The sequence below is a fragment of the Cellulomonas terrae genome (assembly GCF_007990265.1).
Classification (GTDB): domain Bacteria; phylum Actinomycetota; class Actinomycetes; order Actinomycetales; family Cellulomonadaceae; genus Cellulomonas; species Cellulomonas terrae.
Genome location: NZ_BJWH01000025.1, coordinates 12,655 through 38,954 on the forward strand (window position 1 = coordinate 12,655; position 26,300 = coordinate 38,954).

Sequence of the window (26,300 nt, forward strand, 5' to 3'; positions counted from 1 at the left end):
CGCGTCAGGGTCGAATTCGGACGAATCGGTCGGTACCTTCCCTGAATGATCAGCGTCGAACTACCGGTCGTGGGGGACGTCGCCTGGCAGGACTGGGAACAGTGGGCACCGCTCGCCGTCTCCCTCCTGACCCTCATCGCCGCGCTCGGCGCCTGGATCGTCGCAGGCAAGGCTGCCCGCCGTTCCAAGCGGCTGGCTGAGGCCACGCACAAGCAGACGAAGGTCTTCGACGAGCAGGTCGGGATCGCCCGGGACGCGATCGCCCTCGCCCAGCAGGAGGCCCAGGGAGCACGCAGGGACGCCGACCGCCAGCGTGCCGAGGCCGACCGGATGCGCAGGATGCTCGAAGAGGCGCGGCTCGACGTGCTGGCCCCGACGATCGTCGCCCGAGCCTTCCCGGAGGGCTCCGGCACCCCCGGCCGCCCGGCGCTCGAGTACTGCCAGCTCACCACCGGCGGCCAGGACCGGTGGCGCCCGCTGACCGGTCAGCTCCAGGTCGGGCGCGACGAGACGTACGCGTTCCGTACCGCCCTGACCATCTGGTTCGAGAACGTCTCCGACGGCGTCGCCCAGGTCAACGTCATCGAACCCGCCGGCGGCGAGCTGGACCTGCTGCCCGGGCACCCCCTCGTCGTGCCCGCACGCGAGTCCCGCAGCGTCACCTGGATGCGGTTGTGGACGTCCCGGGACCTCGACAGCGACGCCCGGATCCAGGACCCCGCCGCGTGGCTGTTCAACCTGACGTTCACGGTCACCGACCTCGGCGTGCACGTGCGCGACACGTACGCGTTCGACGGCGACCTGCGGTTCTTCGACCGGGACGGTGCGTGGCTCGTCGTCATGCCCGAGCCGCCGCTGCCGTGGACCTCCGACGTCGCGTCGATGCTGACGGGCCGCACCTACGAGTCGCTGCCCGCCTCCGTCAGCTGAGCGCGGCCCGCACCAGCGTCGACAGCTTCTTCCCGTCCGCGGACGCACCCGCGCGCGCGGACGCCTCCTTCATGACGGCACCCATGTCCCGCACCGAGGTGGCGCCGACGTCCGCGATCACCGCAGTGACCAGCGCCTGCAGCTCGCCGTCCGACAGCTGCGCCGGCAGGTACGTCTCGATGAGGTCCGCCTCGGCCGTCTCCGTCGCCGCCCGCTCCGGCGCACCCGCGTCGGTGTAGATCTGCGCCGAGTCGCGGCGCTTCTTGACCTCGCGCGCCAGGACCTTCAGCACGTCGTCCTCCGACAGCTCCTTCTCGACCGAGCCCGCCTTCGCCTCGAAGCGCACCGCACCGATGATCTGGCGCAGGACGCCGGTGCGCACGGTGTCGCGGGCCTTCATGGCGGTGGTCAGGTCGGACGTCAGCTGGTCCAGGGTGCTCATGGAGCCATCGTGCCCTGCCCGCGCCTCGCGGCGCAGGCGCGACGTGTCGCACGGCTGATTCGGGCGAAATGCGGTGCTTTGTTCTCGACGGTGTCGCCGTCGCCGTCCTACAGTTGTGACGAGTATCGGCGCCGCCACGGCGCCGACGTCGTCCAGGCAGAGCCCGACGGCAGGGCCGCGCCAGGCACCAGGATCACCCCTTGCCGAGGTCACGCTCATCGGTGGCGGCGCGATGACCGACCTGAACATCTCCCTGACGTCCGGCGGGTGACCGCATGGCGACCTGGGTGTACCCCACAGAGGGTCGAGAAGTCACGTCCGGGTTCAACCCTGCACGCAAGCACCCGGTCACGGGAGTCGTGAAGGCGCACACCGGTACGGACTTCCGCGCAGCGAGCGGGACCCCGCTGCGGGCTGCGTGCGACGGCACCGTCGTCAAGTCCCTGTTCGCGAAGGGCTCGCCGGGGAACTACGTACGGATCGACGTCGGCGGCGGCGTGTGGATCGGCTACTCGCACCTGTCCGAACGTCGCGTGTCCAAGGGCGACCGGGTGAGCTGCGGCCAGATCATCGGCCTGGCCGGCGCCACGGGCTCGGCCACCGCCGCGCACCTGCACTTCGAGGTGTCGGTCGACGGCGTGAAGATCGACCCGGTCCCGCACCTGGAGGCCAACGTCGTCGGCGTTGCCCTCCTCGTGGAGAAGCAACCCCCACCGAGTCTGGAGGACGACATGCCCACTCTCGTCAACTCGCCGACGTTCGGCACCGGCCTGCTCGACGGCGGCGTCCTGACCGGCATCGGGGACCAGGCCACGGTCGACGCGTGGGCTGCGGCCGGTGCGAAGGTCGTGCCCATCAGCGACGGCGACTTCATGCGGCTGGTACGCAGGTCGACGTCGACGTGGTTGCTCTTCTGCCCGCCGGAGAAGGGCGGGCGCGGGTTCGCGGTGTGGTCCGGCGGTCAGGCCGTCGGCCTCGGGGACGCGGGCACGGTCGAGTCCTTCAAGGCTGCCGGGGTGCCGGTGGTCGAGGTGGCCGGCGCGGACTTCGACCGTTTCACCGCCGTCTGAGCCGGCAGGGTGCCCGCGGGTCGGGGCGATGTGCGGATGAGTCAGTCGATACGCCGGGTTCTGTCCTCGCGCGCGGTTGCCCGCACTGCGCGAGTGGCGGCCATCCCTCTACGACGCACGTTGCCGTACGCCTCCAGCGGCCTACCCGGGAGCTCGGGCGAGCAGCCCTCGAACGCTCCCTGTCTGACCTTGCTCCGGGTGGGGTTTACCTAGCCGCACCGGTCGCCCGGCACGCTGGTGGTCTCTTACACCACCGTTTCACCCTTGCCCGACCGGCGAGCCGGTCGGGCGGTCTGTTCTCTGTGGCACTGTCCCGCGGGTCACCCCGGGTGGGTGTTACCCACCACCCTGCTCTGCGGAGCCCGGACGTTCCTCGGCGAGCCCGAGGGCTCGACGCGGCCGCCTGACTGACTCATCCGCGGCGCCAGCATAGTCGCCACCCATCCGCGCGGAGCTCGGCGTCGAACCAACGCCATGGACATCACACACGCCCTGACGCGACGCGAGCGCGTGATCCTCGCGCACCTGGCCCTGCCGCTGACGCTCAACGAGATCGCGGGATCGTTGTACGTGACGCGGAACACGGTGAAGTCGCAGGTCAGGTCGATCTACGTGAAGCTCGGCGTGGCTGATCGGGAGTCGGCCCTGGCCGTCGGACGTGCGCGCGGGCTCGTTCCTGCGGAGGGGACGGTGCCTGTTGTCGGGGGGCAGCTGATGGGCGTCCCGCGGCAGTCGGTTCAGACGTCGACGCGGTAGGTCAGGGACAGCTCGTCGCCGGAGACGCCGCGGATCCCCCAGTTCTCCGGGGGGCTCTCGATGATGATGATCTCGAGGTCGTCGGTGCCGAGACCGAGCGTGGGTGCGACGTCGTCGTAGAACGCGGCGATGAGGGCGCGGCGGGCCTCGCGGGAGCGGCCGGTGAAGCAGAGGATCTCGACCACGAGGTAGTCCTTGCTGCGCGGTGCGACGAGGTCGTCGGCGTCGAGGAGCAGGAAGCGGTGGAACCGCTTGTCCTCGGGGAGGCCCCAGGTGCCGACGACGGCACGGTGGACGGCGTCGGAGACGGATCCGCGTCGGTCCTGCCAGACGTCGCGCCGGCCGTAGATCTTCACGTGCGCCATGTGGTCCTCCTCGCGCTGCACCGTCGCGCGGAGCCTACAGTTCAGGCGTGCTCGTGCTCCTGCCGCCCTCCGAGGGCAAGACGCCGCCGCGCGCCCGCGGCCCCCAGCTCGACCTGGACAGCCTCTCCTCCCCCGGCCTCAACCCGGTGCGGGAAAAGGTGCTGGACGCGTTGATCGAGGTCAGCGCGTCGACGGACGCCATGCAGGTGCTGGGTGTCGGGGCGAGCCTCGATGCGGAGGTCGCGCGCAACGTGCACCTGCGCAGCCTCCCGACGGGTCCGGCGAAGCACGTGTACACCGGCGTGCTCTACGCGGCGGCCGGCCTGGACCGGCTCACCCCGACCGGCCGCGCGCGCGCCGCCGACGCCGTGCGGATCGTGTCCGGGCTCTGGGGCCTCGTCGCCCCCGACGACCGCATCCCCGCGTACCGGCTGTCCATGGCCACGCACCTGCCGGGCCTGGGGCACCTGCCCGGGGTGTGGCGAGGTCCCCTCGGGGTCGAGCTCGCGGAACGCGCAGACGGTGAGCTCGTCGTCGACTGCCGCTCAGCGACGTACCTCGCGGCGTGGCACCCGCCCCGGTCCGCCGACTGGGTGCAGGTGCGGGTGCTGCGCGAGCTCGACGGGAAGCGGTCGGTCGTCTCGCACAACGCCAAGCACACGCGCGGGGTGCTCACGCGCCACCTGCTGACCCGTCGTGGTCGCGCACCGCAGGATGCCGAGGCGCTGGCCCGGGTCGCCGGTGAGCTCGTCGGCTCCGTCCTGCTCGCCGTCGAGCTGGGTCCTGCGACGCGGGGTGCGCGCACGCTCGAGCTCGTCGTGGCCTGAGTGGCACGCCGTCGGCACGTGCCGTGGTGGCTCGTCGCGGTCGTCGTGACCGTGCTCGTGCTGGTCACGGGTGCGCTCCCCGTCACGGACGCACGGGTCCTGGCGGAGCGGACGCTGCCCGTCCTGGTCTTCGTCGCGGCCCTGACGGTCGTCGCCGAGATGTGCGCCGGGGCGGGGCTGTTCGACGCCGCCGCGGGTCTGGCCTCGCGGCTGGCCCGCGGCCGCCGCTGGGCGTTGTGGGGGCTCGTCGTCGTGCTGGCGACCGTGAGCACGGCCGTGCTGTCGCTGGACACGACCGCCGTGCTGCTCACCCCGGTCGTCATCGCCCTCGCCCGGCACACGCGCACGCCTCCGCTGCCGTTCGCGCTCGCCGTGCTCGCGCTCGCGAACACCGCGTCGCTGGTCCTGCCGGTCTCCAACCTGACCAACCTGCTCGCCGACCACCTGCTGCGCGCCGACGGCGTCGGCTACCTCGGCCTGATGTGGGCGCCGGCGCTGGCGGCGGTCGTGGTGACCGTCGCCGTCCTGGCCGCGCGTGACCGGCGGTCGCTGAGCGGAACGTACGACCCCGGCCCGACGCACCCGGTGCGCGACCGGCCGCTGCTCGTCGTGTGCGCGGTCGCGGTCGGCGTCCTGGCGGTCGCGTTCGTCGTCGGCGCACCCACCGCGCCCACCGCGATCGTGGTCGCTGTCGTCCTGCTCGTCGTGACGCTCGCCCGACACCAGAAGCTCCCCGTGGCAGCCCGCGACCTGGTCCCGTGGCGGACGCTGCTCGTGGTCCTCGGCCTGTTCGTCGTCGTCGCGACCGCCCACGCCCAGGGCCTCGGCACGCTGCTCGCCCAGGCCGCGGGCACGGGCAACGGTCCGGGTGCACTGCTGCAGGTCGCCGCCACGGGCGCGCTCGCGGCGAACGCGATGAACAACCTCCCGGCCTACCTCGCGCTCGAACCGGCGGTCGGGACGGACCCGTTGCGGCTCGCCGCGCTGCTCGTCGGCACGGGCGTCGGGCCGCTCATCACGCCGTGGGGCTCGCTGGCGACCGTCCTGTGGTGGCAACGGTGCCGCACGGTCATGCTGGACGTCCCCGCCGGGACGATCGTGCGGCAAGGGCTGCTGCTCGCCCCGCTCGCGGTCGTGGCAGCCACGCTCGCCCTCGTCGCAACGAGCTGACAGGTCAGGACGACCAGCCCTCGCTCGGCACCCCCACCACGGCGATCTCGTCGCGACGGTCCGCGAAGAGCCGCACGATGCTCACCGACGCGGGCGCGACGCGCAGCTGGCTCCACGACGAGGGCTGCGCGCCCATCGTGACCCCGAGGGCTGCGCGGATGGAGACGGCGTGGCTCACGACGACGACCGTCCGGTCCACCCCGCCGGCGAGCAGCGCGTCGAGCCCGCGCTGCAGCCTGCGGCCGACGTCCTCGATCGACTCGCCGCCGGGTGGCCTGAGGTCGGCCTTGGTGTGCCACGGCTCCAGCTGCCCGGGCCACCGCTCCTCGATCTGCTCGGCGGTCAGCCCCTGCCACTCCCCGAAGTTCGCCTCCTGGAACGTGGCGTCGGTCCGGACGGGCAGTCCGAGCTTCTCGGCGATGATCGCGCCGGTCTGCTGGGTGCGGACCATGGGCGACGCGATGATCTCGCTCGGGTAGGGGATGTCACCCCAGAGGTCACGGCCGACGCGGTCGACGAGGTCCGCGGCGTCGCGCGCCTGCCGCAGACCGGTCTCGTCGAGGGGCGGGCCGGGCTCGCCGGACCCGGAGTACCCGCGCGAGACGGTCATCGTCGTCTGCCCGTGCCGGACGAGGACGACCGTGACCGGCTGCTCCTCGTCGAACCGGACGCCGGCGCCCGACGGTCGCGGTGCCCGCGCAGGCGGGGAGCCGACGGGATCGGCCGGCGTGGTGTCGATCGGTTCGCTCACGACTCGCAGTCTGTCCCTCCGCCGCCCGACCCGCGACCCGCAGGTCAGCCCTTCGCGGGCTCCGGGAGGCGCACGAGGATCCGACCGCACTCCTCGCAGCGCACGACCTGGTCCTCGGGGGCCTTGACGATCGCCTCGACGTCGAGCGGGTTCAGCTCGAGCCGGCAGCTCTCGCACCGGCGACCGCGCAGGGCACCGGCACCCTTGCCGCCCAGCTGCGCACGCAGCCGCTCGTAGAGCGTCACCAGCCCCGCGTCGAGCCCGTCCGCCGCCGTGGCCCGCTCGGCGCGGACCGTCTCCGCCTCGGCGTCGAGCGCGGCGAACGCGGCGTCGCGCTCCGCCTCCACGCCCGCACGCTTCTCCGCGAGCGACTCGTGCGCGGTCGTGACCTCGGCGAGCGCCCTCTCGTGGGCCTCCAGCCGCTCCATGACGTCGAGCTCGACCTCCTCGAGCTCGGCCTGCCGACGCCCGAGCGTGCCCAGCTCGCTCTGCAGCGCCTGGAGGTCCTTCGGGCTGCCCGTGCCGGAGTCCAGCCGTGCCTGGTCACGAGCGGCCCGCACCCGGACCTGCTCGACGTCCGCCTCCGCCTTGCGCAGCTCGCGCTGGAGGTCGCTGACCGCCGTCTGGGACGTCACCAGGGCCGTGTGCAGGTCGGTGACCTGCGAGTCCAGCTCGGTCAGCCGCGCGAGCTCCGGCAGGGTGCGCTTCTTGTGGGCGATCTGGTCGAGGCGGGTGTCGAGAGCCTGGACGTCGAGCAGTCGGCGCTGGTCTGCTGCGGGTGCAGTCGTCACGGGTGTCCTTCCGGCGGTGCTGTGGAGGTCGTGCAGGTTCAGGCGGTTCCCGGGCTCGCGACGCGTCCCGTCCACGGGTCGGTGCTCACCGTGCTGACGCGGGTCTCCACCGTAGTGCCCGCGGCGGCCACGTCCTCCTCCAGGGCGCGGGCCGCGTGGGCGAGCCAGGGCCACTCGGAGGCGAAGTGGGCGACGTCGACCAGGTACGGCGTGGACGAGCCCTCGTGCGCGGCCCGCTCCCGGAGCTCGGACGTCGGGTGGTGACGCAGGTCGGCGGTCACGTACGCGTCGACGCCCGACGCGCGGACGGCGTCGAAGAACGAGTCGCCCGACCCGCCGACGACCGCGACCCGCTCGACCCGACCGTCCGGGTCGCCCGCGAACCGCACGCCCTGGACGGTCGCCGGCAGGGCCGCCGCGACGGTGGCCGCGAACGCCCGCAGTGTCGTCGGCTCTGCCAGCGTCCCGACGCGGCCGGTGCCGGTCGAGCCGGGCCACGTGGCGAGCTCGAGCACGTCGAACGCCGGCTCCTCGTACGGGTGGGCGGCGCGCATCGCGGCGACGACCGACGAGCGCAGGCGGCGCGGCGCGACCATCTCGACGCGCGCCTCGACGACGTGCGACGCCTCTCCGGCGGACCCGACCGTGGGGGACGCGGCGTCCGACGGGGTGAACGTCCCCTCACCGGTCGACGTCCAGGCGCACCGGGTGTACTCGCCGATCGCCCCTGCTCCCGCGGCCGCGAGCGCGTCGACCAGACGTTCTGCGTCCGCGACGGGGACGAACACCACGTGCTTGTCCAGCGCCTCTGCCGGGGCGGGATCCAACGGAGCTGTCCCGACGAGCCCGAGCGCGGCGGCGAGCGCGTCGTTGACTCCCCCGGCGGCCGCGTCCGCGTTGGTGTGCGCGGTGTACAGAGCGGTCTCGGAGCGGACGAGCGTGTGCAGCAGCGCTCCCTTGAACGTGGTGACGGCGATGGAGTGCACCGGCCGCAGGAGCAGGGGGTGGTGCGTCACGACGAGGTCCGCACCCCACGCGGTCGCCTCGTCGACGACGGCCGCGACCGGGTCGACCGCGAACAGGACCCGCCGCACGGGCTGGGACGGGTCGCCGGTGACCAGACCGACCGCGTCCCACGACTCGGCCGTGGACGGGGGGTAGCGGCGCTCCAGCAGCCGGACGACGTCACGCAGGACCGGTGCACTCACGTGCCGCACGCTACCGGTCCGTCGTCGCGACGCGGTCGCCGACCGTGACGACGCCACCCCGCACGGGGACCATCTGGATCCCGAACCACACCTCGCCGTCCCGGCGCCGGTGCCGCGCGAGCGACGCGAGCGGTTCCTTGCCCTTGACCTGCGTGTCCGGGTCGATCGTCGTCAGGACGCACCGCCCGCAGTGGTCCGCGAACCTCAGCTCGACGTCCCCGACCGTCAGCGTGGCCCAGCCGTCCTCGACGAACGGGTCGAGGTCGCCGTCCACCACGAGGTTCGGGCGGAACCGTCGCATGTCGAGCACCGTGCGCGGTGCGGGCGCCGGGTCGCCCTTCTCGACGGCCCGCGCGACGCGTTCGTCGTGGAGCTCGGCCGCCCAGGCGTCCAGACGGCGCAGCGACGCCGTCGACGTCACGTGCACGGGTCCGGTGTCGGTGAGGGCGAGCGGGTCCGCGCGGGTGCCGCCGTGCTTCTCGGCCATCCCCCGGCGGGCCGGGTCGTCCAGCCAGACGAGCGTCGCGCGCTGCCCCAGCAGCTCCGAGACCCACGCGTCGGCCTCGTCGCCCGCGCGGGTCGCCGTGTCGAGGCGCTTGAGCTGCACCGGGAGGTCGGGCGGTCCCGACGGCTCGGCCACGTCGAGCGTCGGCAGGTCGTCGGAGACGAGGCGGACGCCGCCGTGGTACGACGTCGCCCGCGCGGCGAGCATGCGCGGGTGGCTGCGGGCGGTGAGAGTCGAGCCGTGCTCGTCGACGACCATCCACCGGCGGTCGCCGCGCGGTCCCGCGATCTCGACCTCCATCGACGTGGTCGGGGTGCCGGCGAACGACTTCACCGGGTAGACGGTGAGCGCCGAGACGACGAGAGAGGGCTCCGGCATGGTCGGACCCTAACAACCACGACGGCTGGGCCGGCGACGACGTGACCGCGAGGCGTCACGCCGTGCCACGCCGTGCGGTGGGCCCGGCCGGTTTCGAACCGGCGACCTCCGCGGTGTAAGCGCGGCGCTCTGACCAGCTGAGCTACAGGCCCCAGGACCGCCCGACCTGCGGGCGGCCCGACGGTCGCCCAGGATACCGGCGCGCGCCGGCGTCAGGCGGCGAGGTCCGCCAGCGCGGTGCGGTAGGCGGCGAAGTCGCGGGCTCGCCCGGGAGGGTTGACCATGCTCCACACCAGCACGCCCTCGGCGTCGACGAGGAAGCTGCCGCGCACCGCGAAGCCCCGCGTCTCGTCGAAGACGCCGTAGGCGCGTGCCACCTCGCCGTGCGGCCAGAAGTCGGAGATCAGGTCGAAGCCGAAGCCCTCCTGGGCCGCCCAAGCGCGCAGCGCGTGCCCGGGGTCGCACGAGACGACAACGACGTGCACGCCGGCCTGCTCGAACTCCTTGATGTTGTCCCGGAGCTGGCAGAGCTCACCGGTGCACGTGGCGGAGAACGCGAAGGGCACGAACACGAGGACGGCCGGGCCGCCCCGCAGCCCGCTCAGGGTCACCGGGGTGCCGTGCGTGTCGGGGAGCGAGAAGTCCGGGGCGAGCTCGCCGAGCGGCGGCGTTGTGCGTTCGGTGGCGTCCATGGCGCGGACTGTAACAACGACCACCTGGTCGTGCGAGGCGGGTCAGCGACCGCGCCCGCGCGCTCCGAGCCGGGTGGCGGACCAGTCGGGTGCGATCGAGAACGTGCTCATGGCGTGCAGACCCGACGTCGTGGCCGCCTCCTCGATGTCGCTGTGCGACACGTGGCCGGGACGTCCGGCCTTCGGCGTGAGGACCCAGATCGGGCCGCCGTCGTCCAGCACCGTCATGGCGTCGACGAGCGCGTCGGTGAGGTCACCGTCGCCGTCCCGGAACCAGATGACGGCGCCGTCGGTGACGTCGTCGTACTCCTCGTCGACCAGCTCCGTGCCGGTCACGCTCTCCAGGCTGGCGCGCAGCTCGTCGTCGACGTCGTCGTCGTAGCCGAACTCCTGGACCACCTGCCCCGAGGTGAACCCCAAGCGGGCGGCCGTCTGCGACGCGCCTTCGTCCGCGGTGGATGACACGTCCGGACCGCTCCCTCCGTCTCGGCGACCCCGTCCGGGGCCGCCTGCTCATTGCCGCACACGCTAGCCCACCGCACCCGGGCGGGCGCACGCAAGACCTGCACGGATGATGGTGTCGCGCGGCCGGACGACCCACTGTCGCGGACGTCACGTGGACGTTCCTGGTACTCGGTGTGACTTTCGGGCCCGCGGGGTCAGAGAATGGGTCGACTACCCGCACCCGTCGTCGCCGCCCCAACCGGCGCGCGCCCCAGGTTCGGGCCAGATGCGCCGCCGATGCCGACCGGGCTCGTGCGCGCGGACGAGAGGCAAGGAGCGCTGGTGGCTTCGATCGACGAGACAGGACCGCTCATCGGTGGCCTGCTCAGCCAGGTGCCGGACATCGATCCGGACGAGACCGGCGAGTGGGTGGAGTCCCTCGACGGGCTCATCGACGAGAAGGGCGGCCCTCGCGCGCGCTATGTGCTGCTGAGCATGCTGCGGCACGCGCGACAGCGGAACGTGGCCATCCCGGCCTCGCTCAACACGCCCTACGTCAACACCATCGCGGTGCACGACGAGCCCTACTTCCCGGGCGACGAGGCGCTCGAGCGTCGCTACCGCTCGTGGATCCGCTGGAACGCCGCGGTGATGGTCACGCGCGCGCAGCGACCCGGGATCGGTGTCGGTGGGCACATCTCCTCGTACGCGTCGGTCGCGACGCTCACGGAGGTGGGCCTGAACCACTTCTTCCGCGGCAAGGACCACCCGGGCGGCGGTGACCAGGTCTACTTCCAGGGCCACGCCTCCCCCGGCGTCTACGCGCGGGCGTACCTCGAGGGCCGGCTGTCGGCCCACCAGCTGGACGGGTTCCGCCAGGAGCTGTCCCACCCGGGCGGCGGCCTGCCGTCGTACCCGCACCCGCGGCTCGCACCGGACCTCTGGGAGTTCCCGACGGTCTCGATGGGCCTCGGCCCGGCGTCCGCCATCTACCAGGCGTGGACCAACCGGTACCTGCACCTGCGCGGCATCAAGGACACCAGCCAGCAGGACGTCTGGGCGTTCCTCGGCGACGGCGAGATGGACGAGCCCGAGTCCCGCGGCATGCTCCAGCTCGCCGGTCAGCAGGGTCTGGACAACCTGACGTTCGTCGTCAACTGCAACCTGCAGCGGCTCGACGGCCCGGTCCGCGGCAACGGCAAGATCATCCAGGAGCTCGAGGCGCAGTTCCGCGGCGCCGGCTGGAACGTCATCAAGGTGATCTGGGGCCGCGAGTGGGACGCCCTGCTCAACGCCGACAAGGACCGCGCGCTCGTCAACCTGATGAACACGACGCCGGACGGCGACTTCCAGACGTACCGCGCCGAGAGCGGCGCCTTCATCCGTGAGCACTTCTTCGGCCGCGACCCGCGGACCAAGCAGCTCGTCGAGAAGATGTCGGACGACGAGATCTGGGCGCTCAAGCGCGGCGGGCACGACTACCGCAAGATCTACGCCGCCTACAAGGCCGCCCGCGAGCACACCGGGCAGCCGACGGTGATCCTGGCGCACACCATCAAGGGCTACGGGCTGGGCTCCGGCTTCGCGGGGCGCAACGCCACGCACCAGATGAAGAAGCTCAAGTCCGACGACCTCAAGACGCTGCGCGACTCGCTGCACATCCCGATCACGGACGAGCAGATCGACGAGAACCCGTACGTCCCGCCGTACTTCCACCCGGGCGCCGAGGACGAGGGCATCCAGTACATGCTGGACCGCCGCCGTCAGCTCGGGGGCTTCGTGCCCGAGCGTCGCACGACGCACAAGCCGCTGGTCCTGCCGGAGGCCAAGGTCTACGAGGGCCTGGCCAAGGGTTCGGGGCACCAGGAGGTCGCCACGACGATGGCGCTCGTCCGCCTCTTCAAGGACCTCGTGCGGGACAAGGAGTTCGGCCACCGCCTGGTGCCGATCATCCCCGACGAGGCCCGCACGTTCGGCCTGGACTCGATCTTCCCGAGCGCCAAGATCTTCAACACGAACGGCCAGAACTACATGGCCGTGGACCGCGAGCTCATGCTCTCCTACAAGGAGTCCGAGTCCGGCCAGATCATGCACACGGGCATCAACGAGGCCGGTTCCGCGTCGGCGTTCCAGGCCGTCGGCACGTCGTACGCGACGCACGGCGAGCCCCTGATCCCGTTCTACTTCTACTACTCGATGTTCGGGTTCCAGCGCACCGGCGACCAGTTCTGGGCCGCCGGGGACCAGATGGCGCGCGGGTTCCTCATCGGCGCCACCGCCGGCCGCACCACCTTGACGGGTGAGGGTCTGCAGCACGCCGACGGTCACTCGCCGCTGCTGGCGGGGACCATGTCCCACGTCGTGCACTACGACCCGGCGTACGGGTACGAGATCCGGCACATCGTCAAGGACGGCATCGAGCGGATGTACGGCGAGGGTCATGACCGCGACCGCGACGTCATCTACTACCTCACCGTCTACAACGAGCCGATGCAGCAGCCGGCCGAGCCCGAGGACGTCGACGTCGAGGGCATCCTGCGCGGGATCCACCTGGTCGCCCCCGCCGAGGGTGACGGGCCGCGCGCCCAGATCCTGGCGTCGGGCGTCGCGGTGCCGTGGGCGCTCGAGGCCAAGAAGCTCCTCGCCGAGGACTGGGGCGTCCAGGCCGCGGTCTGGTCGGTGACCAGCTGGAACGAGCTGCGTCGCGACGGCCTCGCCGCGGACCAGCACGCGTACCTGCACCCCGGCGAGGAGGAGCGCGTGCCGTACCTGACGGCCAAGCTCCAGGGCGCCGAGGGCCCGTTCGTCGCGACGACGGACTTCGACCACCTCGTGGCCGACCAGGTGCGCGCGTGGGTCCCAGGGACGTACGCCACGCTCGGTGCCGACGGCTTCGGCTTCTCGGACACCCGCGCGGCCGCCCGTCGTCACTTCAAGATCGACGGCCCGTCGACGGTGGTCCGCGTGCTCCAGCAGCTCGCCCGCACCGGAGCCGTGGCACCCGAGGCGCCGGCCCAGGCCATCGAGCGCTACCGGCTGTACGACGTCACGGCCGGCACGTCCGGCAACACCGGCGGCGACAGCTGACCACGGGGACATGACGAAGGCCCGGTCTCCTCGGAGACCGGGCCTTCGTCGTCGGTGCGTCAGGTGCCGGGGATCGTCTGCTCGGCGTGCGCGACGTCGCGGGCGAGCTCGGCCTTGAGGTCGGCGACCGCCCGCGGGTTCGGGTACAGGTCCAGGGCGGCGATGTGCTGCTTGGCCTCGAGGGGGCGGCCGGCCTCGATCGACGCCAGCACCAGCTGGCGGGCGACCTCCGGGTCGTGCTCGCGGGGGCGCCAGTGGCCGACCCCGAGACCCAGCGCGTCCACCGGCAGACCGGCCTCGCGCAGGAGGGCGAGAGCCTCGACCAGCGCCCGGCCGGACGGGTCCCGCTCCGCGGCCGTGGTCAGCCGGCGCAGGGTGCCCTCGTGGTCGTCGTGCACCGACAGGCGTGCGACCTCGATGAGCGCGTACCAGGCGCGCGGGTTCCCGGCGAGCTCCTCGCCGAGCGCCCACACGGCCAGGTCGGCGGCACGCTGGCGCTCGGTGTCGGTGGTCTCGGCGGAGAGCGGGTCGTGGTCGGGGCTGGCCTCGGCGGCCCGGCGACGGACGATCTCCGCGAGGGCCACGAAGGCGCGCTCGTTGTTGGGGTCGTCGCTGAGCATCGAGCGCAGCGCGTCCTCGTGGAGCGTGTCGCCGCGCCGCGCAGCCTTCGTCGGTCGGCGCGCGCCGACCCGCGAGGCCGAGGACGGCCGTCGCATGAGCTGACGCAAACGGGGCAGAAGAGCCATGACGCGACCTTATCCGCTGGGGACGGACCACACCCTTCCGAGGACGAACCTCACACCCAGGACGCGCCACGGCGTCGGCCGCGCCGGACCGGCTTTTGTCGACTTCCCACAAGGCCGGACCCTATGCTCGGCCCCATGTCCAGCACCCTGCGCGGGAAGGGCTCCGCCCCCGCCGCTGCCGCCGACCGGCCTGACGCGCCGGACCCGTCGCCGACGCCGCCGGTCCGGACCCGCCGCGTGGCGCCCGCCCGCCTGCGCGCGCCGGTGCTCGAGGCACGCGGCGGCCCGGAGACCCAGCGTCGCGTGCGGGACAGCGCCGGGCTGCTGTCCGCGGCCGCCATGCGACGGCTCGACGACGACCTCGAGTGGTACCGCGCGCTGCCTGCGGAGGACCGCTCGTGGGTGGGCCTGGTCGCCCAGGCGGGCATCACGGCGTTCGTCACCTGGTTCGCGGAGCCGACCCGCCCGCCGCACGGGGTCGGCGACATCTTCGCCGCCGCCCCGCCCGAGCTCACCCGGTCCATCTCGCTGCAGCACACGCTCCAGCTCGTGCGCGTCGTCGTGGACGTGGTCGAGTCCCACAGCGACCGGCTGGCCGCTCCGGGCGACGAGCGCGAGGTCCGCGAGGCGGTGCTGCGCTACTCGCGTGAGGTCGCGTTCTCCGCCGCCGAGGTCTACGCCCGGGCCGCCGAGGTCCGGGGCGCGTGGGACGCCCGCCTCGAGGCGCTCGTCGTCGACGCCCTGGTCCGGGGGGACGTCGACGACGCCCTGCGCTCCCGGATCGCCGCGCTGGGGTGGAGCGGACGAGGATCCACGCTGGTCATGGTCGGGACGACGACCTCCGCGCTCGACGACGTCCGGGCCGCGGAGCTGCGTCGTGCCACCCGCCGGGCGGCCGACGACGCCCTCGTCGGCATCCAGGGCGACCGGCTCGTGGTGTTCCTGGGCGGCGAGGGTGACCTGCTCGCGGCCGCGGGCACGCTCCTGCCGCGGTTCGGTCCCGGGCCCGTGGTCGTCGGCCCGGTGGTCGGCGACCTCACCGACTCCGCCCGGTCCGCGCGAGCCGCGCTGTCCGGGCTCCTCGCCGCTCCCGCGTGGGAGCAGGCCCCGCGTCCTGTGCAGGCCGACGAGCTGCTGCCCGAGCGGGTGCTCATCGGGGACCTCACCGCGCGCCGGACGCTCGTCGCGCAGGCCTACGCGCCGCTGGCGGCGAGCCAGGGGTCGCTGCTCGAGACCCTGTCGGCGTACCTGGGCACCGGTCGATCGCTCGAGGCGGCGGCCCGCACGCTGTACGTGCACCCCAACACGGTGCGCTACCGCCTGCGTCGCGTGGCCGACGTGACCGGCTGGGACCCGCTGGACGCCCGCGAGTCGTACGTGCTGCAGACGGCGCTGGCGCTCGGCCGGCTCGACGCCGTGGACCCCTCACCGATGGCCGGCGGTCGCTGACCCATGCACGTCGACGCGCCCGGCGCGTTGTAGGAGTCGTACAAGGGCACCGGAGAAGGTTGGTGCACGCCGTGAGCCAGGCCGACCCGCTCCGCCAGGCAGAGTGGTCGGGTGCTCGTCGTCGTCTGCCCCGGTCAGGGCGCCCAGTCCCCCGGCATGCTCGCCCCGTGGCTCGAGCTGCCGTCCGTCGCCGACTCGGTCGCGCGGGCCTCCCGCACGACCGGTCTGGACCTCGTCGCCCACGGAACCACGTCGGACGCCGACACCATCCGGGACACGGCAGTGGCGCAGCCCCTGCTCGTCGCGTCCGCGCTGGCGAGCCTGCGTGCCGTCCTCGACCTCGGGCCTGACGACGCCCTCGACATCGCCGCGCAGCGCGTGGTCGGCGTCACCGCGGGGCACTCCGTCGGCGAGCTCGCCGCGGCGGCGATCGCCGGCGTCCTGACCGACGACGAGGCCCTGCGCCTGGTCACGGTGCGCGGCGCCGCGATGGCCCGCGCCGCGGCCACCACGCCCACCGGCATGTGCGCGGTGCTGGGCGGGGACCCCGACGAGGTGCTCACCGCGCTCGCCGAGCACGGACTTGTCCCCGCGAACGTGAACGGCGGTGGCCAGGTGGTCGCGGCGGGCACGCTCGACGCCCTCGCCGCGTTCGCGGCCGCTCCCCCGGCCAAGGCTCGCGTCATCGCGCTCCAGGTCGCCGGGGCGTTCCACACCGAGCACATGGCGCCGGCCGTCGCCGAGCTGCGGGCCGCGGCCGACGACGTCACGCCGGGCGAGCCGATGGTCCCGCTCCTGACCAACTCCGACGGGAGCGTCACGGCGTCCGGGGCGCGGGCGCTCGAGCTGATCGTCGCGCAGGTCGCCAACCCCGTCCGCTGGGACCTGTGCCAGTCGACGCTCCAGTCGCTCGGCGTCACCGGGATGCTCGAGGTCGCCCCGGGAGGGGTGCTCACCGGGCTGGCCCGGCGTACGCTGCCCGGGGTCGAGACGGTCGCCGTCAAGACCCCCGCCGACCTCGACGCAGCGCGTGACCTCGTCCGTCGGCACGCCGGAACCCCCGAGAGCCACCAGGAGAAGTCGTCGTGACCCGTCCCACTCTCACGCAGGCCACCGGCCCGGCCCACACCCGCATCCTGGGCATCGGAGGCGTCCGCGGCGAGCGGGTCGTCCCCAACGACGAGCTGGTCGGCCCCATCGACTCCTCCGACGAGTGGATCCGCCAGCGGACCGGGATCGTCACGCGTCGCCGCGCCGAGGCGGGCACCGACGTGCTCGACCTCGCGGAGGGCGCCGCGCGGGCCGCGCTCGACAACGCCGGCCTCACGGGAGCCGACATCGACGCCGTGATCCTGTCCACGGTCACCTACTTCCACCAGACGCCGGCGGCTGCGGCGGTCATCGCGGACCGCATCGGCGCGACGCCGGCGGCCGCGTTCGACATCTCCGCCGCCTGCGCCGGGTACTGCTACGGCATCGGGCAGGCCGACGCGCTGGTCCGCGCGGGCACCGCCCGCAACGTCCTGGTGATCGGCGCGGAGAAGATGAGCGAGCTCGTCGACCCGACGGACCGGTCGATCTCGTTCCTGCTGGGTGACGGCGCCGGCGCGGTCGTCATCGGCCCGTCCGACACCCCCGGCATCGGCCCGACCATCTGGGGCTCGGACGGCAGCCAGTCGCAGGCGATCCGCCAGACGCACTCGTGGCTCGCGACCCGGGACGAGGGTCTCGGCTGGCCCACGCTGCGCCAGGAGGGCCAGAGCGTCTACAAGTGGGCCGTCTGGCAGATGGCCCCCGTCGCGCAGAAGGCGATGGACGCGGCGGGCGTGACGGCCGACGAGATCGAGGCCTTCATCCCGCACCAGGCGAACATGCGGATCATCGACCAGATGATCAAGACCCTCAAGCTCCCGGACACGGTCGTCGTGGCCCGCGACATCGCGGACACCGGCAACACGTCGGCGGCGTCGATCCCGCTGGCGACCGAGCGGCTGCTGCGCGAGGGTCAGGTGAGCAGCGGTGCGCTCGCCCTGCAGATCGGCTTCGGAGCCGGTCTGGTCTACGCGGCCCAGGTCGTCGTCCTGCCCTGAAACACGTGAGGTACGACCCCCCGGTTGTACCGTTCGTCCGACCCCACACCGCAGAAACACCACACGAGGAGAAACCGATGGCGTACAGCGAGCAGGAGATCCTGGCCGGCCTGGCCGAGATCGTCAGCGAGGAGACCGGTCTGCCCACGGACTCCGTCCTGCCCGAGAAGTCCTTCACCGACGACCTCGACATCGACTCGCTGTCGATGATGACGATCGTCACGCTCGCCGAGGAGAAGTTCGACGTGCGCATCCCCGACGACGAGGTCAAGAACCTCGCCACCGTCGGCGACGCCGTCTCGTTCATCACGGGCGCGCAGGCCTGATCCTGCGCGACCGGGTCGGTCCCGGGCGTTCACGCCCGGGACCGACCACAGCATCTCGACCGCAGATCTGGAGCACCGATGAGCCACGTACCCGACGTCGTCGTCACCGGACTGGGAGCCACCACCCCTCTCGGCGGTGACGTCCCCAGCACCTGGGCCGCCGCGCTGAACGGCGAGTCGGGCGCCCGCCGCTTCGACAACGACTGGGTCGAGCGGTTCGGTCTGCCCGTGGAGTTCGCGGCGACCATCAAGGTCGACCCCGCCGAGGCCATGGCACGGCCCGAGATGAAGAAGATGGACCCGTCCGCGCAGTACGCGGTCATCGCCGCCCGCGAGGCCTGGGCCGACGCCGGCTCGCCCGAGGTGGACGGTGCACGCCTGGGCTCCGTCGTGTCCTCCGGCATCGGCGGCATCCGCACGATCCTGGACGCGTGGGAGGGCCTGCTCGCCAGCGGCAACGCGCGTCGGGTCCTGCCCATGACGGTGCCGATGCTCATGCCCAACTCGCCGACGGCCTACGTGTCCCTGGAGTTCGGTGCCCGTGCCGGAGCCCACGCGGTCGTGTCCGCCTGCGCCTCGGGCGCCGAGGCCATCGGCTACGGCGTCGACATGATCCGCACCGGGCGCGCCGACGTCGTCATCGCCGGCGGCACCGAGGCGTCGATCCACCCCATGAACGTCGCCGCGTTCGCCGCGTCGCGCACCCTCTCGCTGCGCAACGACGACCCCGAGCGCGCCTCGCGCCCCTACGACGTCGACCGCGACGGCTTCGTGATGGGGGACGGCGCCGGGGTGGTCGTCCTGGAGAGCGCCGAGCACGCTGCCGCCCGTGGCGCCCGTGTGTACGCCCGGATCGCCGGTGTCGGTCTCTCCGCCGACGGCTACCACATGACGTCCCCCGAGCCGTCCGGCGAGGGCCAGATCCGCGCGATGCGCGCCGCGCTCGAGGAGTCCGGGATCGCCCGGATGGACGTGGTGCACGTCAACGCGCACGCGACGTCGACGGTGGTGGGCGACCTCATCGAGGCCCGCTCGATCCGCGGCCTGCTGGGCGACGAGGCCGATCACGTCGCGCTCTCGGCCACCAAGTCGATGACCGGCCACCTCCTCGGTGGCGCCGGCGCGCTGGAGACGATCTTCACGGTCCTGGCGCTGCACGACCGGCAGGCGCCGCCGACGATCAACGTCGACAACCCCGACCCCGAGCTGGTCCTCGACCTGGTCCGCGACAAGCCCCGGACGCTGCGCGACGGCGACATCGCCGCGATCAACAACTCGTTCGGCTTCGGCGGCCACAACGTCGCCCTGGTTGTCGCGTCGGTCTGATCTCGGACGCGAGCAAGTCCTTCGCGTCCCTGGTCGCCGGTGTGCTCAGTAGCCCGTGAACGCGTCCGTGCGGATGCGGCGGACGCCCCCGCGGCGCAGGACGCGGCGCGAGTGGTCGACCATGCCCGGTCCCCCGGAGACGTAGGCGACCCGGCGGTCGGCGTCGGGCACCGTCGCACGCAGGATGGTCCCGTCGATCGTCGGCCCCGCGGCGAACTCCCAGGGCTCCGGCATCGCGGGCGGCGGCTCCGGGCTCACGACGACCACACGCGCCCCGGACCCGACGAGCACGTCGGCATAGGGAGCCTCGTCGCCGGGGCCGAGCAGCAGGACCACGACGACGTCCCGCTGCTGACCGGATCGGGCGAGGTCGGCGAGCTGGCTCACGAACGGGGTGATGCCGATGCCGCCCGCGACCAGCAGCAGCGGGATGCCGGTGTCCTTCGGCAGGACGAAGTCGCCGCCCACGCCGGTCGCGCGCACGAGGCCCCCTTCGGGAAGCTCGCTGAGCGCCCGCTTGAACGAGCTGAGGGCCTCGGTGACCCGGAACGCGACGGCGACCCCGTCGGCGTGGTCGGGCGGCGTGGCGAGCGAGAACACCCGGCGGGACCCGCGAGCGTCGGGGCCGTGGTGCGGGACGTGGAGCTCGATCCACTGCCCGGGGCGGAACCGCACGGCGGAGTCGGCCGCGAACACGACCTCGCGGACGCCCGGCGTGACCATGCGCTGGGCACGCACCCGCAGGTGGACCGCGCGCCGCTGACCCACCGTGAACGCCAGGACGTTGCCCACGACGAGGGCGAGCTCCGGGGACGCGTACAGGGCGCCGAGGCTGAACGGGACGACCGTCAGCGCACCGACCAGGCCCGCCTCCGCCAGCTGCTGCCACCGGCGCGGTGGGAGCGTGAGGGGCTCGGTGAGCATGAACCCGGCGGCGAAGACCAGCGGGTAGGACTGCAGGGCGGTCACCAGGGCCTCGACAGGTGCGGCCCCCGCGGCGACGAGCCGCGGCAGGAGCACGGCGAGCGCCGCCGCCAGGTAGGTGGCCACGAGCGCGTACCGCCGGGTGCGCACGACGACGGCCAGCGCGGCCAGGACGACGACAGGGAGCAGGGCAGGTGTCGCCACCCACCAGGTGGCCCCGAAGCCTCCGAACAGCGGAGCCAGCAGCCCGGTAGCGAGCGCTCCCGCCGCGGCGGGGTTGAGCACGTGCCGCGCCCGGACCGCCACGACGAACTTGGACAGCGCGGCCAGGACGGCGGCCAAGGCGACGACGCCGAGCCCGGCGGGAGTGGTCTCCGGCCAGAACAGGAGCGCCAGGATCAGTCCGGTGATGACCGCCGACTCGGTGTGCACCCGGGTGCGCCAGAGCGCGCCGCACGCCCGACCGGCGAGGACGCTGACGCCCACGGCGACGACGGTGCTGACCACGAGGGCGACGGGGTCCTGCTGCACCGGCCCGAGGACGGACAGCACCAGCGCGGCCAGGAGCACACCGCCGAGGGCGATCGTCACGAGCCGGTACATCGTCACCCGGCCGAGCACTCGGTCGACGGCGCTCACGCGAACAGCTCCCCTGGTAGACCGAGCGAGTAGCGGACCCGACCGTCCGCGTGCACCCGGACGTACGTGTGGTCGAACGTCGCCTCCAGCCGGTCGGGGTCGGCGAAGAAGTGGGCGGTGCTCAGTCCGTCCGCGACCATCGCCGAGTCGGCGACCACCCAGGTGGCCAGGACGTCCTGCGTCGGCAGACCGGTGCGGGCGTCGAGGACGTGGTGCAGTCCGTCACCCCACGCGCGGCGGTCCACCGCGGACCCGCACAGCGCGGCGCCGTCGAGCTCGACGACCCCGATCGCGCGCGTCGGGTCGCCGGGCTGCTGCAGGGCCACCCGGAACGCGGCGCCGCCGCGATGCACCAGGTCCCCGCCGGCGTCGACCACGTACTGCTCGATGCCGCAGTCCCGCAGCTCGGCCGCGACGAGGTCCACGAGCTGCCCCTTGCCCGCGGCTCCGACGTCGAGCAGGACGGGCTCGCGGACGACGAGCGTGGTGCCGTCGCGCTCGAGGACCTCGTCCCAGGCCGGAGCCGGCTCGGGCTCCCCCACGGGCCGCAGCGAGTAGTCGGCGTCGTACCCGAGCCGGACCAGGCTGCGTGCGACCAGCGGGGACACGGCGCCCTCGGTGCAGCGACCGAGCGTGGCGTAGAGGTCGAGCAGCGGTCTCGCCTCCGCGGGCAGCCGGTAGGTCCCGGGCTCGCGGGACATCCGGGCGACCACCGAGTCGTCGCGGAACCGCGACCAGACGGCGTCGTACGACGCGATCCGGGAGCGCACCCGCGCGAGGGTCACGACGTCCAGCGGTCCGTCGACGTGCAGCGACCAGCGCGTGCCGATCGCGTCGAACGAGGCCTCAGGCCTGCGCATCCGCAGCGATCTCCACCAGGGCCGCGTTGAACCCCTCCGGGGTCAAGGACGAGCCGGAGACCGCGTCGACGGTGAGGCCCTCGATCGGCTGCCCGACCACCACGTCCGCGACCCCCGAGGCGAACTGGTTCTGGAACTTCTGCGACGCGGGGTTGGTGGCCTCGGGCGTGACCTCGACGGCCGTCACCAGCCCGTCCGCGAGCGTGATCGAGACACCGACCGTCTCCGGTCCGGCGGGCGACTCGTACGAACCGCTCGCGGTGTACGTCCCGTCGGCGAAGCCGGGCTCCTCGGTGGCGGCCTCCGACGGCTGCTCGGCGGCCTCGTCCGCGGTGTCCGGGCTCGCGGCTCCGCTGCTGCAGGCGGCGAGCGCGGCGAGCGCGGACACCCCCGAGACGAGCGCGATCGTGGTCCTGCGTGGCGTCCTCATGCGTGATGTCCCCTCATCGTGTCCCCCTGGTGCCGGCCTGCGCGGCGTGATGCAACAGGTCAGGACGCTAGGGTCCACGGCTGGGCGCACGCTGTGAACGTCCAGGGGACGAGCGAAGCGATTAAGCAGGCACGTCAGCCGACACGGTGCAGCCAGCGGACCGGGGCGCCCGCACCGGCGTAGCGGAACGGCTCGAGCTCGTCGTCCCACGCCTGACCGAGCGCGAGGTCGAGCTCCGTGCGCAGCCGGAGCGGGTCGGCGGCGTGCTCGAGAGCGGCTCGGATGCGGTCCTCCGGCACGACGATGTTGCCGTGCACGTCGGTCGCGGCGTGGAAGATCCCCAGCTCCGGCGTGTGGCTCCAGCGGGACCCGTCGACGCCGTGGCTGGCTTCCTCGGTGATCTCGTAGCGCAGGTGGGCCCAGCCACGCAGCGCGGATGCCAGCCGCGCGCCCGTGCCCTGCGCGCCCTGCCACGAGTACTCGGCGCGGTAGAACCCCGGACCGGCCGGCTGCGCCGTCCAGTCGAACGTGGTGCGTGAGCCCAGCACGTTGCCTGCCGCCCACTCCACGTGGGGGCACAGCGCGCGCGGTGCAGAGTGCACGAAAAGTACACCGCGGGTGATCGCACCAGCCATGTCGTCCTCCTGAACGGGCTCGAGGTTCGCCTTCCCCAACGACCTCAGTCACGTTCTCAGGAGCACGCATGCCGGACGGACAGCTTCGCGGCGTGCTGGGGACAGCATGCCGGACGTCGGCCGACGACGCCAGCGAACTACAGCGTGTCGCGGATGGCGCGCATGGCCTTCTTGCGCACGGACCGCTCCAGGCGGTCGAGGTAGAGCATGCCGTCGAGGTGGTCGACCTCGTGCTGGAGGCAGCGCGCCATGAGCTCGACGCCCTCGACGACGACCTCCTTGCCGTCCAGGTCCGTGCCGACGACCCGCGCGTACCAGGACCGGTGGGTCGGGAACCAGAGACCCGGGACCGACAGGCACCCCTCGTCGCCGTCCTGGTACTCGTCCTCGGACAGCTCGACGATCACCGGGTTGAGGACGTAGCCGACCTCGTCGTCGATGTTCCAGGAGAACGCCCGCAGGCTGACGCCGATCTGGTTCGCTGCCAGGCCGGCGCGCCCCTCGGTGTCGACGGTCTCGAGCAGGTCGTCGACGAGACCGCGGACGCGGTCGTCGATCGTCGTGATCGGGTCGCACGGGGTGCGCAGGACGGGGTCCCCGACGGTCCGGATCTCTCGCATGGCCATGCCGAAGATCCTCGCACGACGGGCCGGTCGGCGAGGCGAGGACGCGTCCGGGCGGGCCGCTGCGGCGGCGTGTGTGACGAGGGCGACAGCGGTGAGACGAGCGGCCGGGCGTAGAATTTGTACTGACCAGTCAGTCTAAGGAGTCGTCATGTCCACCTCAGCCGTCACAGCACGCGGCCTCCAGCTGCACGGCGACCGCGGACCGGTGTTCGGACCCGTCGACCTGGAGATCGCCCCTGGCACCCTCACGCTCGTGCAAGGGCCGCAGGGCACGGGTCGCACCAGCCTGCTGCTCGCCCTGGCGGGCCGCATGGTGCCGGACCCGGCGTCCGACCTCCTCGTCCTCGGTCACCGGCTGCCGGCGCAGCGCGCGCTCGCGCAGCGCGAGACCGCGCTCGCCGGCTTCACGGGGATCGACGAGCTCGACGACTCGGTGACCGTCGGTGACCACGTGCGGGAGCGGCTCGCGTGGCTCGCGCCCTGGTACCGGCGGGCGCCCCGCGCCGACCAGGGGACCGTCGACCGCGTGCTGGGTCCCGTCTTCGGCGACCTCCCCCTCCCCGCCGCCCAGACGGTGGTCTGGCACCTCGACGAGGTCGACGCCCTCCTGCTGCGGATCGCCCTGGCCATGGCCCAACGACCCCGGCTGCTCGTCGTCGACGACGTCGACCAGGTGCACGACCGCGCCCGTCGCCGGATCGTCTGGGACCGGCTCGACGCGCTCGCCGGCTCCGGCGTCACCGTCGTCGCGTCCTGCGCCGACCCCGACGAGGCCGTCGGCACCCGCTGGACCGTCCTGCCCGTCTCCGCCCCCACCCTCTGAAGGTTCGACATGCTCTCCCTCACCTCCGGCACCGAGCTGCGACGGTTCGGCCGCGGCCGACTCCCCCGGCTCGCTGTCGCCGCGATGCTGCTGGTCCCGCTCCTGTACGGCGCCCTGTACCTCTGGGCGTTCTGGGACCCGACCGGTCACCTGGACGCCGTGCCCGTCGCGCTGGTGAACGCCGACACCGGCGCCGACCGTGACGGGAGCCGGGTCACAGCGGGCCAGGACCTGACCGACGAGCTCACCCACGGCGCGGCGCTCGACTGGGTGGTCACGGACGCCGCGGACGCGGCCGCCGGCGTGCGTGACGGCGACTACTACTTCGCGGTGACCATCCCCGCCGACTTCTCGGCGGACCTCGTCTCGGCGGGCGGCGACGCGCCGACGCCCGCACAGATCGACGTCACCTACAACGACGCGAACTCGTTCATCGGCACCACGCTCGGGCGGTCGGCGATGGACCACGTGCGCGACGGGGTCGCCGCGACGGCCGGCGCGCAGGCCGTCGACCAGGTGCTGGTCGGCCTCGGGTCGGCGCGTGACGGCATGCTGCAGGCCGCCGACGGGGCCGTCTCCCTGCGCGACGCGGCACAGCAGGTGGGCGACGGCGCGCGACAGGTGGCCGACGGCGCCGACGGTGTCCGCGACGGCGCCGCACGGCTGGCCGCGGGAGCGGCGACGCTCGACGACGGGGTCCGGCAGGTCGCGGGCGGCGCCGACCGGCTGTCGTCCGGCGCCGCGCAGCTGTCCGTCGGCGCGCGCACGGCCGCCGACGCGAGCGGGAACCTGGCCTCCGGCACGCAGGCGGTCGCCGACGGGGTCCACACCGCGACCCAGCAGGTCGACGCCGTCGCCGGGCGGCTCCCCGCGCTCGTCGACGGGCTCACCCAGGTCGATGCCTACCTCGCTGCGCGCGCCGCCGCCGGCGACGCGGACGCGGCCGCCCTCCTCGCGGGGCTCGACGGGTCGCACCTGCCGGACGCGACCACGGTCACGGCGATGACCGACCAGCTCCACGCGCTGGACTCCGGTGCCGCGCAGGCCGCGGCGGGCGCGCAGACGCTGAGCGACGGGCTCGGGACGCTCGCCGACTCGTCCGCCGCCGTGGCGTCCGGCGCGTCCGCGCTCGCCTCCGGCTCCGAGCGGACCGCGGCCGGTGCCGACAGCCTCGCAGCGGGATCGGCGTCCCTCGCGACGGGCACGGCGACGCTCGCCGACGGTGCGGCCCAGGTGGCCGACGGGACCAGCCGGCTCGGCGGCGGCGCCGACGAGCTCGCGGGAGGTCTGACCGACGGTGCGACGCGGATCCCCGACGACAGCGACGAGCAGCGGACGGCTCGTGCGGACACGCTGGCCACGCCGGTGGCGATCGACGACGAGGACGTCGCCCCGGCCGCGAGCCTGGGCGAGGGTTTCGCCCCGCTGTTCCTCCCGCTCGCCCTGTTCGTCGGCGGCCTCATCACGTGGCTGCTCCTGCGACCCCTGCCCACCCGCGCGCTCGCGACGCCCGCGTCGGGGTGGCGGGTCGCGCTCGCCGGGTACCTGCCGTCGCTGGTCATCGGCGCAGGTCAGGTGGCGCTGCTGCTCGGCGTCGTCGGCCTCGGGCTGGGTCTGAGCATCGGGCACCCCGTCGGCACCGTCGCGTTCCTCCTCCTCGTCGCCGCGAGCTTCCTGGCGCTCCAGCAGATGCTCCTGTCGGTGCTCGGCTCGGCGGCGGGCAAGGTGGCGACGATCGCCCTGCTGATGCTGCAGATCACGTCGGCCAGCGGGACCTACCCCGTGGAGACGACGCCGGCGTTCTTCCAGGCGGTCCACCACGTGCTGCCGATGACGTACGCGGTGGGCGGCCTGCGCAGCCTGATCACGGGGACGCCCGACGCCCGGCTCTGGACCGCGGTGGTGTACCTGCTCGGAGTCGCCGCCGTCTCGCTGGCCGTCACCGCCTGGAAGGCGGGGCGCCTGCGGACGTGGACCGTACCGCGACTGCATCCCGCCCTGAGCATCTGA

27 protein-coding genes, 1 tRNA gene and 1 other RNA gene are annotated in these 26,300 nt (G+C 73.3%); 13 read left to right on the top strand and 16 right to left on the bottom strand.

Going from position 1 to position 26,300, the window contains the following annotated elements; all coding sequences use genetic code 11:
- Nucleotides 1-45: 45 nt before the first annotated feature.
- Complete coding sequence (locus CTE05_RS17590; RefSeq protein ID WP_146847606.1) at nt 46-930, top strand: hypothetical protein; 885 nt, start codon at nt 46-48, stop codon at nt 928-930.
- Here the strand turns inward: CTE05_RS17590 and CTE05_RS17595 are convergent.
- Complete coding sequence (locus tag CTE05_RS17595; RefSeq protein WP_146847607.1) at nt 923-1,372, bottom strand: GatB/YqeY domain-containing protein; 450 nt, start codon at nt 1,370-1,372, stop codon at nt 923-925. The genes CTE05_RS17590 and CTE05_RS17595 overlap by 8 nt on opposite strands.
- Nucleotides 1,373-1,647: 275 nt before the next feature.
- On the opposite strand from CTE05_RS17595, the gene CTE05_RS17600 reads away from it, so the two are divergent.
- Complete coding sequence (locus tag CTE05_RS17600; protein WP_146847608.1) at nt 1,648-2,442, top strand: M23 family metallopeptidase; 795 nt, start codon at nt 1,648-1,650, stop codon at nt 2,440-2,442.
- A 33-nt stretch (nt 2,443-2,475) separates the two neighbouring features.
- On the opposite strand, the gene rnpB is transcribed toward CTE05_RS17600, so the two are convergent.
- Nucleotides 2,476-2,857: RNase P RNA component class A (gene rnpB / locus CTE05_RS17605), an RNA gene on the bottom strand.
- A 59-nt stretch (nt 2,858-2,916) separates the two neighbouring features.
- On the opposite strand from rnpB, the gene CTE05_RS20810 reads away from it, so the two are divergent.
- Complete coding sequence (locus tag CTE05_RS20810) at nt 2,917-3,198, top strand: LuxR C-terminal-related transcriptional regulator (RefSeq protein ID WP_146847609.1); 282 nt, start codon at nt 2,917-2,919, stop codon at nt 3,196-3,198.
- On the opposite strand, the gene CTE05_RS17615 is transcribed toward CTE05_RS20810, so the two are convergent.
- Nucleotides 3,180-3,563 (bottom strand): tautomerase family protein, encoded by a 384-nt coding sequence (locus CTE05_RS17615; protein ID WP_146847610.1) that lies wholly within the window; start codon nt 3,561-3,563, stop codon nt 3,180-3,182. The genes CTE05_RS20810 and CTE05_RS17615 overlap by 19 nt on opposite strands.
- Nucleotides 3,564-3,610: 47 nt before the next feature.
- On the opposite strand from CTE05_RS17615, the gene CTE05_RS17620 reads away from it, so the two are divergent.
- Together CTE05_RS17620 and CTE05_RS17625 are read left to right on the top strand one after the other, a co-directional pair.
- A complete protein-coding gene (locus CTE05_RS17620; protein WP_146847611.1) occupies nt 3,611-4,390 on the top strand; it encodes a YaaA family protein in 780 nt (259 codons plus the stop codon).
- Complete coding sequence (locus CTE05_RS17625) at nt 4,391-5,560, top strand: SLC13 family permease (protein WP_146847612.1); 1,170 nt, start codon at nt 4,391-4,393, stop codon at nt 5,558-5,560.
- A gap of 4 nt (nt 5,561-5,564) precedes the next feature.
- Here the strand turns inward: CTE05_RS17625 and CTE05_RS17630 are convergent, their stop codons facing one another.
- The 7 genes from CTE05_RS17630 to CTE05_RS17660 form a co-directional block, all read right to left on the bottom strand.
- Nucleotides 5,565-6,311, bottom strand: a complete 747-nt coding sequence (locus CTE05_RS17630) for a histidine phosphatase family protein (RefSeq protein WP_246123733.1) — start codon at nt 6,309-6,311, stop codon at nt 5,565-5,567.
- A 44-nt stretch (nt 6,312-6,355) separates the two neighbouring features.
- Nucleotides 6,356-7,102 carry a zinc ribbon domain-containing protein gene (locus tag CTE05_RS17635; protein WP_146847613.1) on the bottom strand — a complete coding sequence of 249 codons (747 nt, stop codon included), beginning with the start codon at nt 7,100-7,102 and terminating at the stop codon, nt 6,356-6,358.
- Nucleotides 7,103-7,140: 38 nt separating this feature from the next.
- Nucleotides 7,141-8,310 carry a Nif3-like dinuclear metal center hexameric protein gene (locus CTE05_RS17640; RefSeq protein WP_146847614.1) on the bottom strand — a complete coding sequence of 390 codons (1,170 nt, stop codon included), beginning with the start codon at nt 8,308-8,310 and terminating at the stop codon, nt 7,141-7,143.
- 10 nt (nt 8,311-8,320) lie between these two features.
- Nucleotides 8,321-9,193 (bottom strand): MOSC domain-containing protein, encoded by an 873-nt coding sequence (locus CTE05_RS17645; RefSeq protein ID WP_146847615.1) that lies wholly within the window; start codon nt 9,191-9,193, stop codon nt 8,321-8,323.
- 78 nt (nt 9,194-9,271) lie between these two features.
- Nucleotides 9,272-9,345, bottom strand: a tRNA-Val gene (locus CTE05_RS17650).
- 60 nt (nt 9,346-9,405) lie between these two features.
- Nucleotides 9,406-9,885, bottom strand: coding sequence for a peroxiredoxin (locus CTE05_RS17655; RefSeq protein ID WP_146847616.1), 480 nt, complete (start codon nt 9,883-9,885; stop codon nt 9,406-9,408).
- Nucleotides 9,886-9,927: 42 nt separating this feature from the next.
- Nucleotides 9,928-10,350 (bottom strand): DUF3052 domain-containing protein, encoded by a 423-nt coding sequence (locus tag CTE05_RS17660; RefSeq protein ID WP_146847617.1) that lies wholly within the window; start codon nt 10,348-10,350, stop codon nt 9,928-9,930.
- A 321-nt stretch (nt 10,351-10,671) separates the two neighbouring features.
- Between CTE05_RS17660 and aceE the strand changes: the two genes are divergently transcribed.
- Nucleotides 10,672-13,416 (top strand): pyruvate dehydrogenase (acetyl-transferring), homodimeric type, encoded by a 2,745-nt coding sequence (gene aceE, locus CTE05_RS17665; RefSeq protein ID WP_146847618.1) that lies wholly within the window; start codon nt 10,672-10,674, stop codon nt 13,414-13,416.
- 59 nt (nt 13,417-13,475) lie between these two features.
- Here aceE and CTE05_RS17670 read toward each other — a convergent pair whose 3' ends face one another.
- A complete protein-coding gene (locus CTE05_RS17670) occupies nt 13,476-14,162 on the bottom strand; it encodes a hypothetical protein (RefSeq protein ID WP_246123734.1) in 687 nt (228 codons plus the stop codon).
- 135 nt (nt 14,163-14,297) lie between these two features.
- Here CTE05_RS17670 and CTE05_RS17675 point away from each other — a divergent pair, with 135 nt between their 5' ends.
- The 5 genes from CTE05_RS17675 (at nt 14,298) to CTE05_RS17695 (ending at nt 19,353) form a co-directional block, all read left to right on the top strand.
- Nucleotides 14,298-15,611, top strand: a complete 1,314-nt coding sequence (locus CTE05_RS17675) for a PucR family transcriptional regulator (RefSeq protein ID WP_146847619.1) — start codon at nt 14,298-14,300, stop codon at nt 15,609-15,611.
- Between the two features lie 111 nt (nt 15,612-15,722).
- Nucleotides 15,723-16,700, top strand: a complete 978-nt coding sequence (locus CTE05_RS17680) for an ACP S-malonyltransferase (protein ID WP_146847620.1) — start codon at nt 15,723-15,725, stop codon at nt 16,698-16,700.
- On the top strand, nt 16,697-17,701 hold the full coding sequence (locus CTE05_RS17685; RefSeq protein ID WP_146847621.1) for a beta-ketoacyl-ACP synthase III: 1,005 nt from the start codon (nt 16,697-16,699) through the stop codon (nt 17,699-17,701). The genes CTE05_RS17680 and CTE05_RS17685 overlap by 4 nt, the downstream gene beginning before the upstream one ends.
- Nucleotides 17,702-17,778: 77 nt before the next feature.
- Nucleotides 17,779-18,027 (top strand): acyl carrier protein, encoded by a 249-nt coding sequence (locus CTE05_RS17690; RefSeq protein ID WP_056090400.1) that lies wholly within the window; start codon nt 17,779-17,781, stop codon nt 18,025-18,027.
- A 78-nt stretch (nt 18,028-18,105) separates the two neighbouring features.
- The gene (locus CTE05_RS17695; RefSeq protein ID WP_146847622.1) at nt 18,106-19,353 is read left to right on the top strand and encodes a beta-ketoacyl-[acyl-carrier-protein] synthase family protein; all 1,248 of its coding nucleotides are present in this window, start codon (nt 18,106-18,108) and stop codon (nt 19,351-19,353) included.
- 45 nt (nt 19,354-19,398) lie between these two features.
- Here CTE05_RS17695 and CTE05_RS17700 read toward each other — a convergent pair whose 3' ends face one another.
- From CTE05_RS17700 to def, 5 genes are all read right to left on the bottom strand, one after another.
- Nucleotides 19,399-20,916, bottom strand: coding sequence for an FAD-dependent oxidoreductase (locus CTE05_RS17700; protein ID WP_146847623.1), 1,518 nt, complete (start codon nt 20,914-20,916; stop codon nt 19,399-19,401).
- On the bottom strand, nt 20,913-21,776 hold the full coding sequence (locus CTE05_RS17705) for an FAD:protein FMN transferase (protein WP_146847624.1): 864 nt from the start codon (nt 21,774-21,776) through the stop codon (nt 20,913-20,915). The genes CTE05_RS17700 and CTE05_RS17705 overlap by 4 nt, the downstream gene beginning before the upstream one ends.
- On the bottom strand, nt 21,763-22,206 hold the full coding sequence (locus CTE05_RS17710; protein WP_146847625.1) for an FMN-binding protein: 444 nt from the start codon (nt 22,204-22,206) through the stop codon (nt 21,763-21,765). The genes CTE05_RS17705 and CTE05_RS17710 overlap by 14 nt, the downstream gene beginning before the upstream one ends.
- Before the next feature lie 134 nt (nt 22,207-22,340).
- Entirely contained in the window at nt 22,341-22,841 is a 501-nt protein-coding gene (locus CTE05_RS17715; RefSeq protein ID WP_056588075.1) for a DUF3145 domain-containing protein, read from the bottom strand.
- Between the two features lie 137 nt (nt 22,842-22,978).
- On the bottom strand, nt 22,979-23,467 hold the full coding sequence (gene def, locus CTE05_RS17720; RefSeq protein WP_146847626.1) for a peptide deformylase: 489 nt from the start codon (nt 23,465-23,467) through the stop codon (nt 22,979-22,981).
- 148 nt (nt 23,468-23,615) lie between these two features.
- On the opposite strand from def, the gene CTE05_RS17725 reads away from it, so the two are divergent.
- On the top strand, nt 23,616-24,290 hold the full coding sequence (locus CTE05_RS17725; RefSeq protein ID WP_146847627.1) for an AAA family ATPase: 675 nt from the start codon (nt 23,616-23,618) through the stop codon (nt 24,288-24,290).
- A gap of 9 nt (nt 24,291-24,299) precedes the next feature.
- Nucleotides 24,300-26,300, top strand: coding sequence for a YhgE/Pip domain-containing protein (locus CTE05_RS17730; RefSeq protein ID WP_146847628.1), 2,001 nt, complete (start codon nt 24,300-24,302; stop codon nt 26,298-26,300).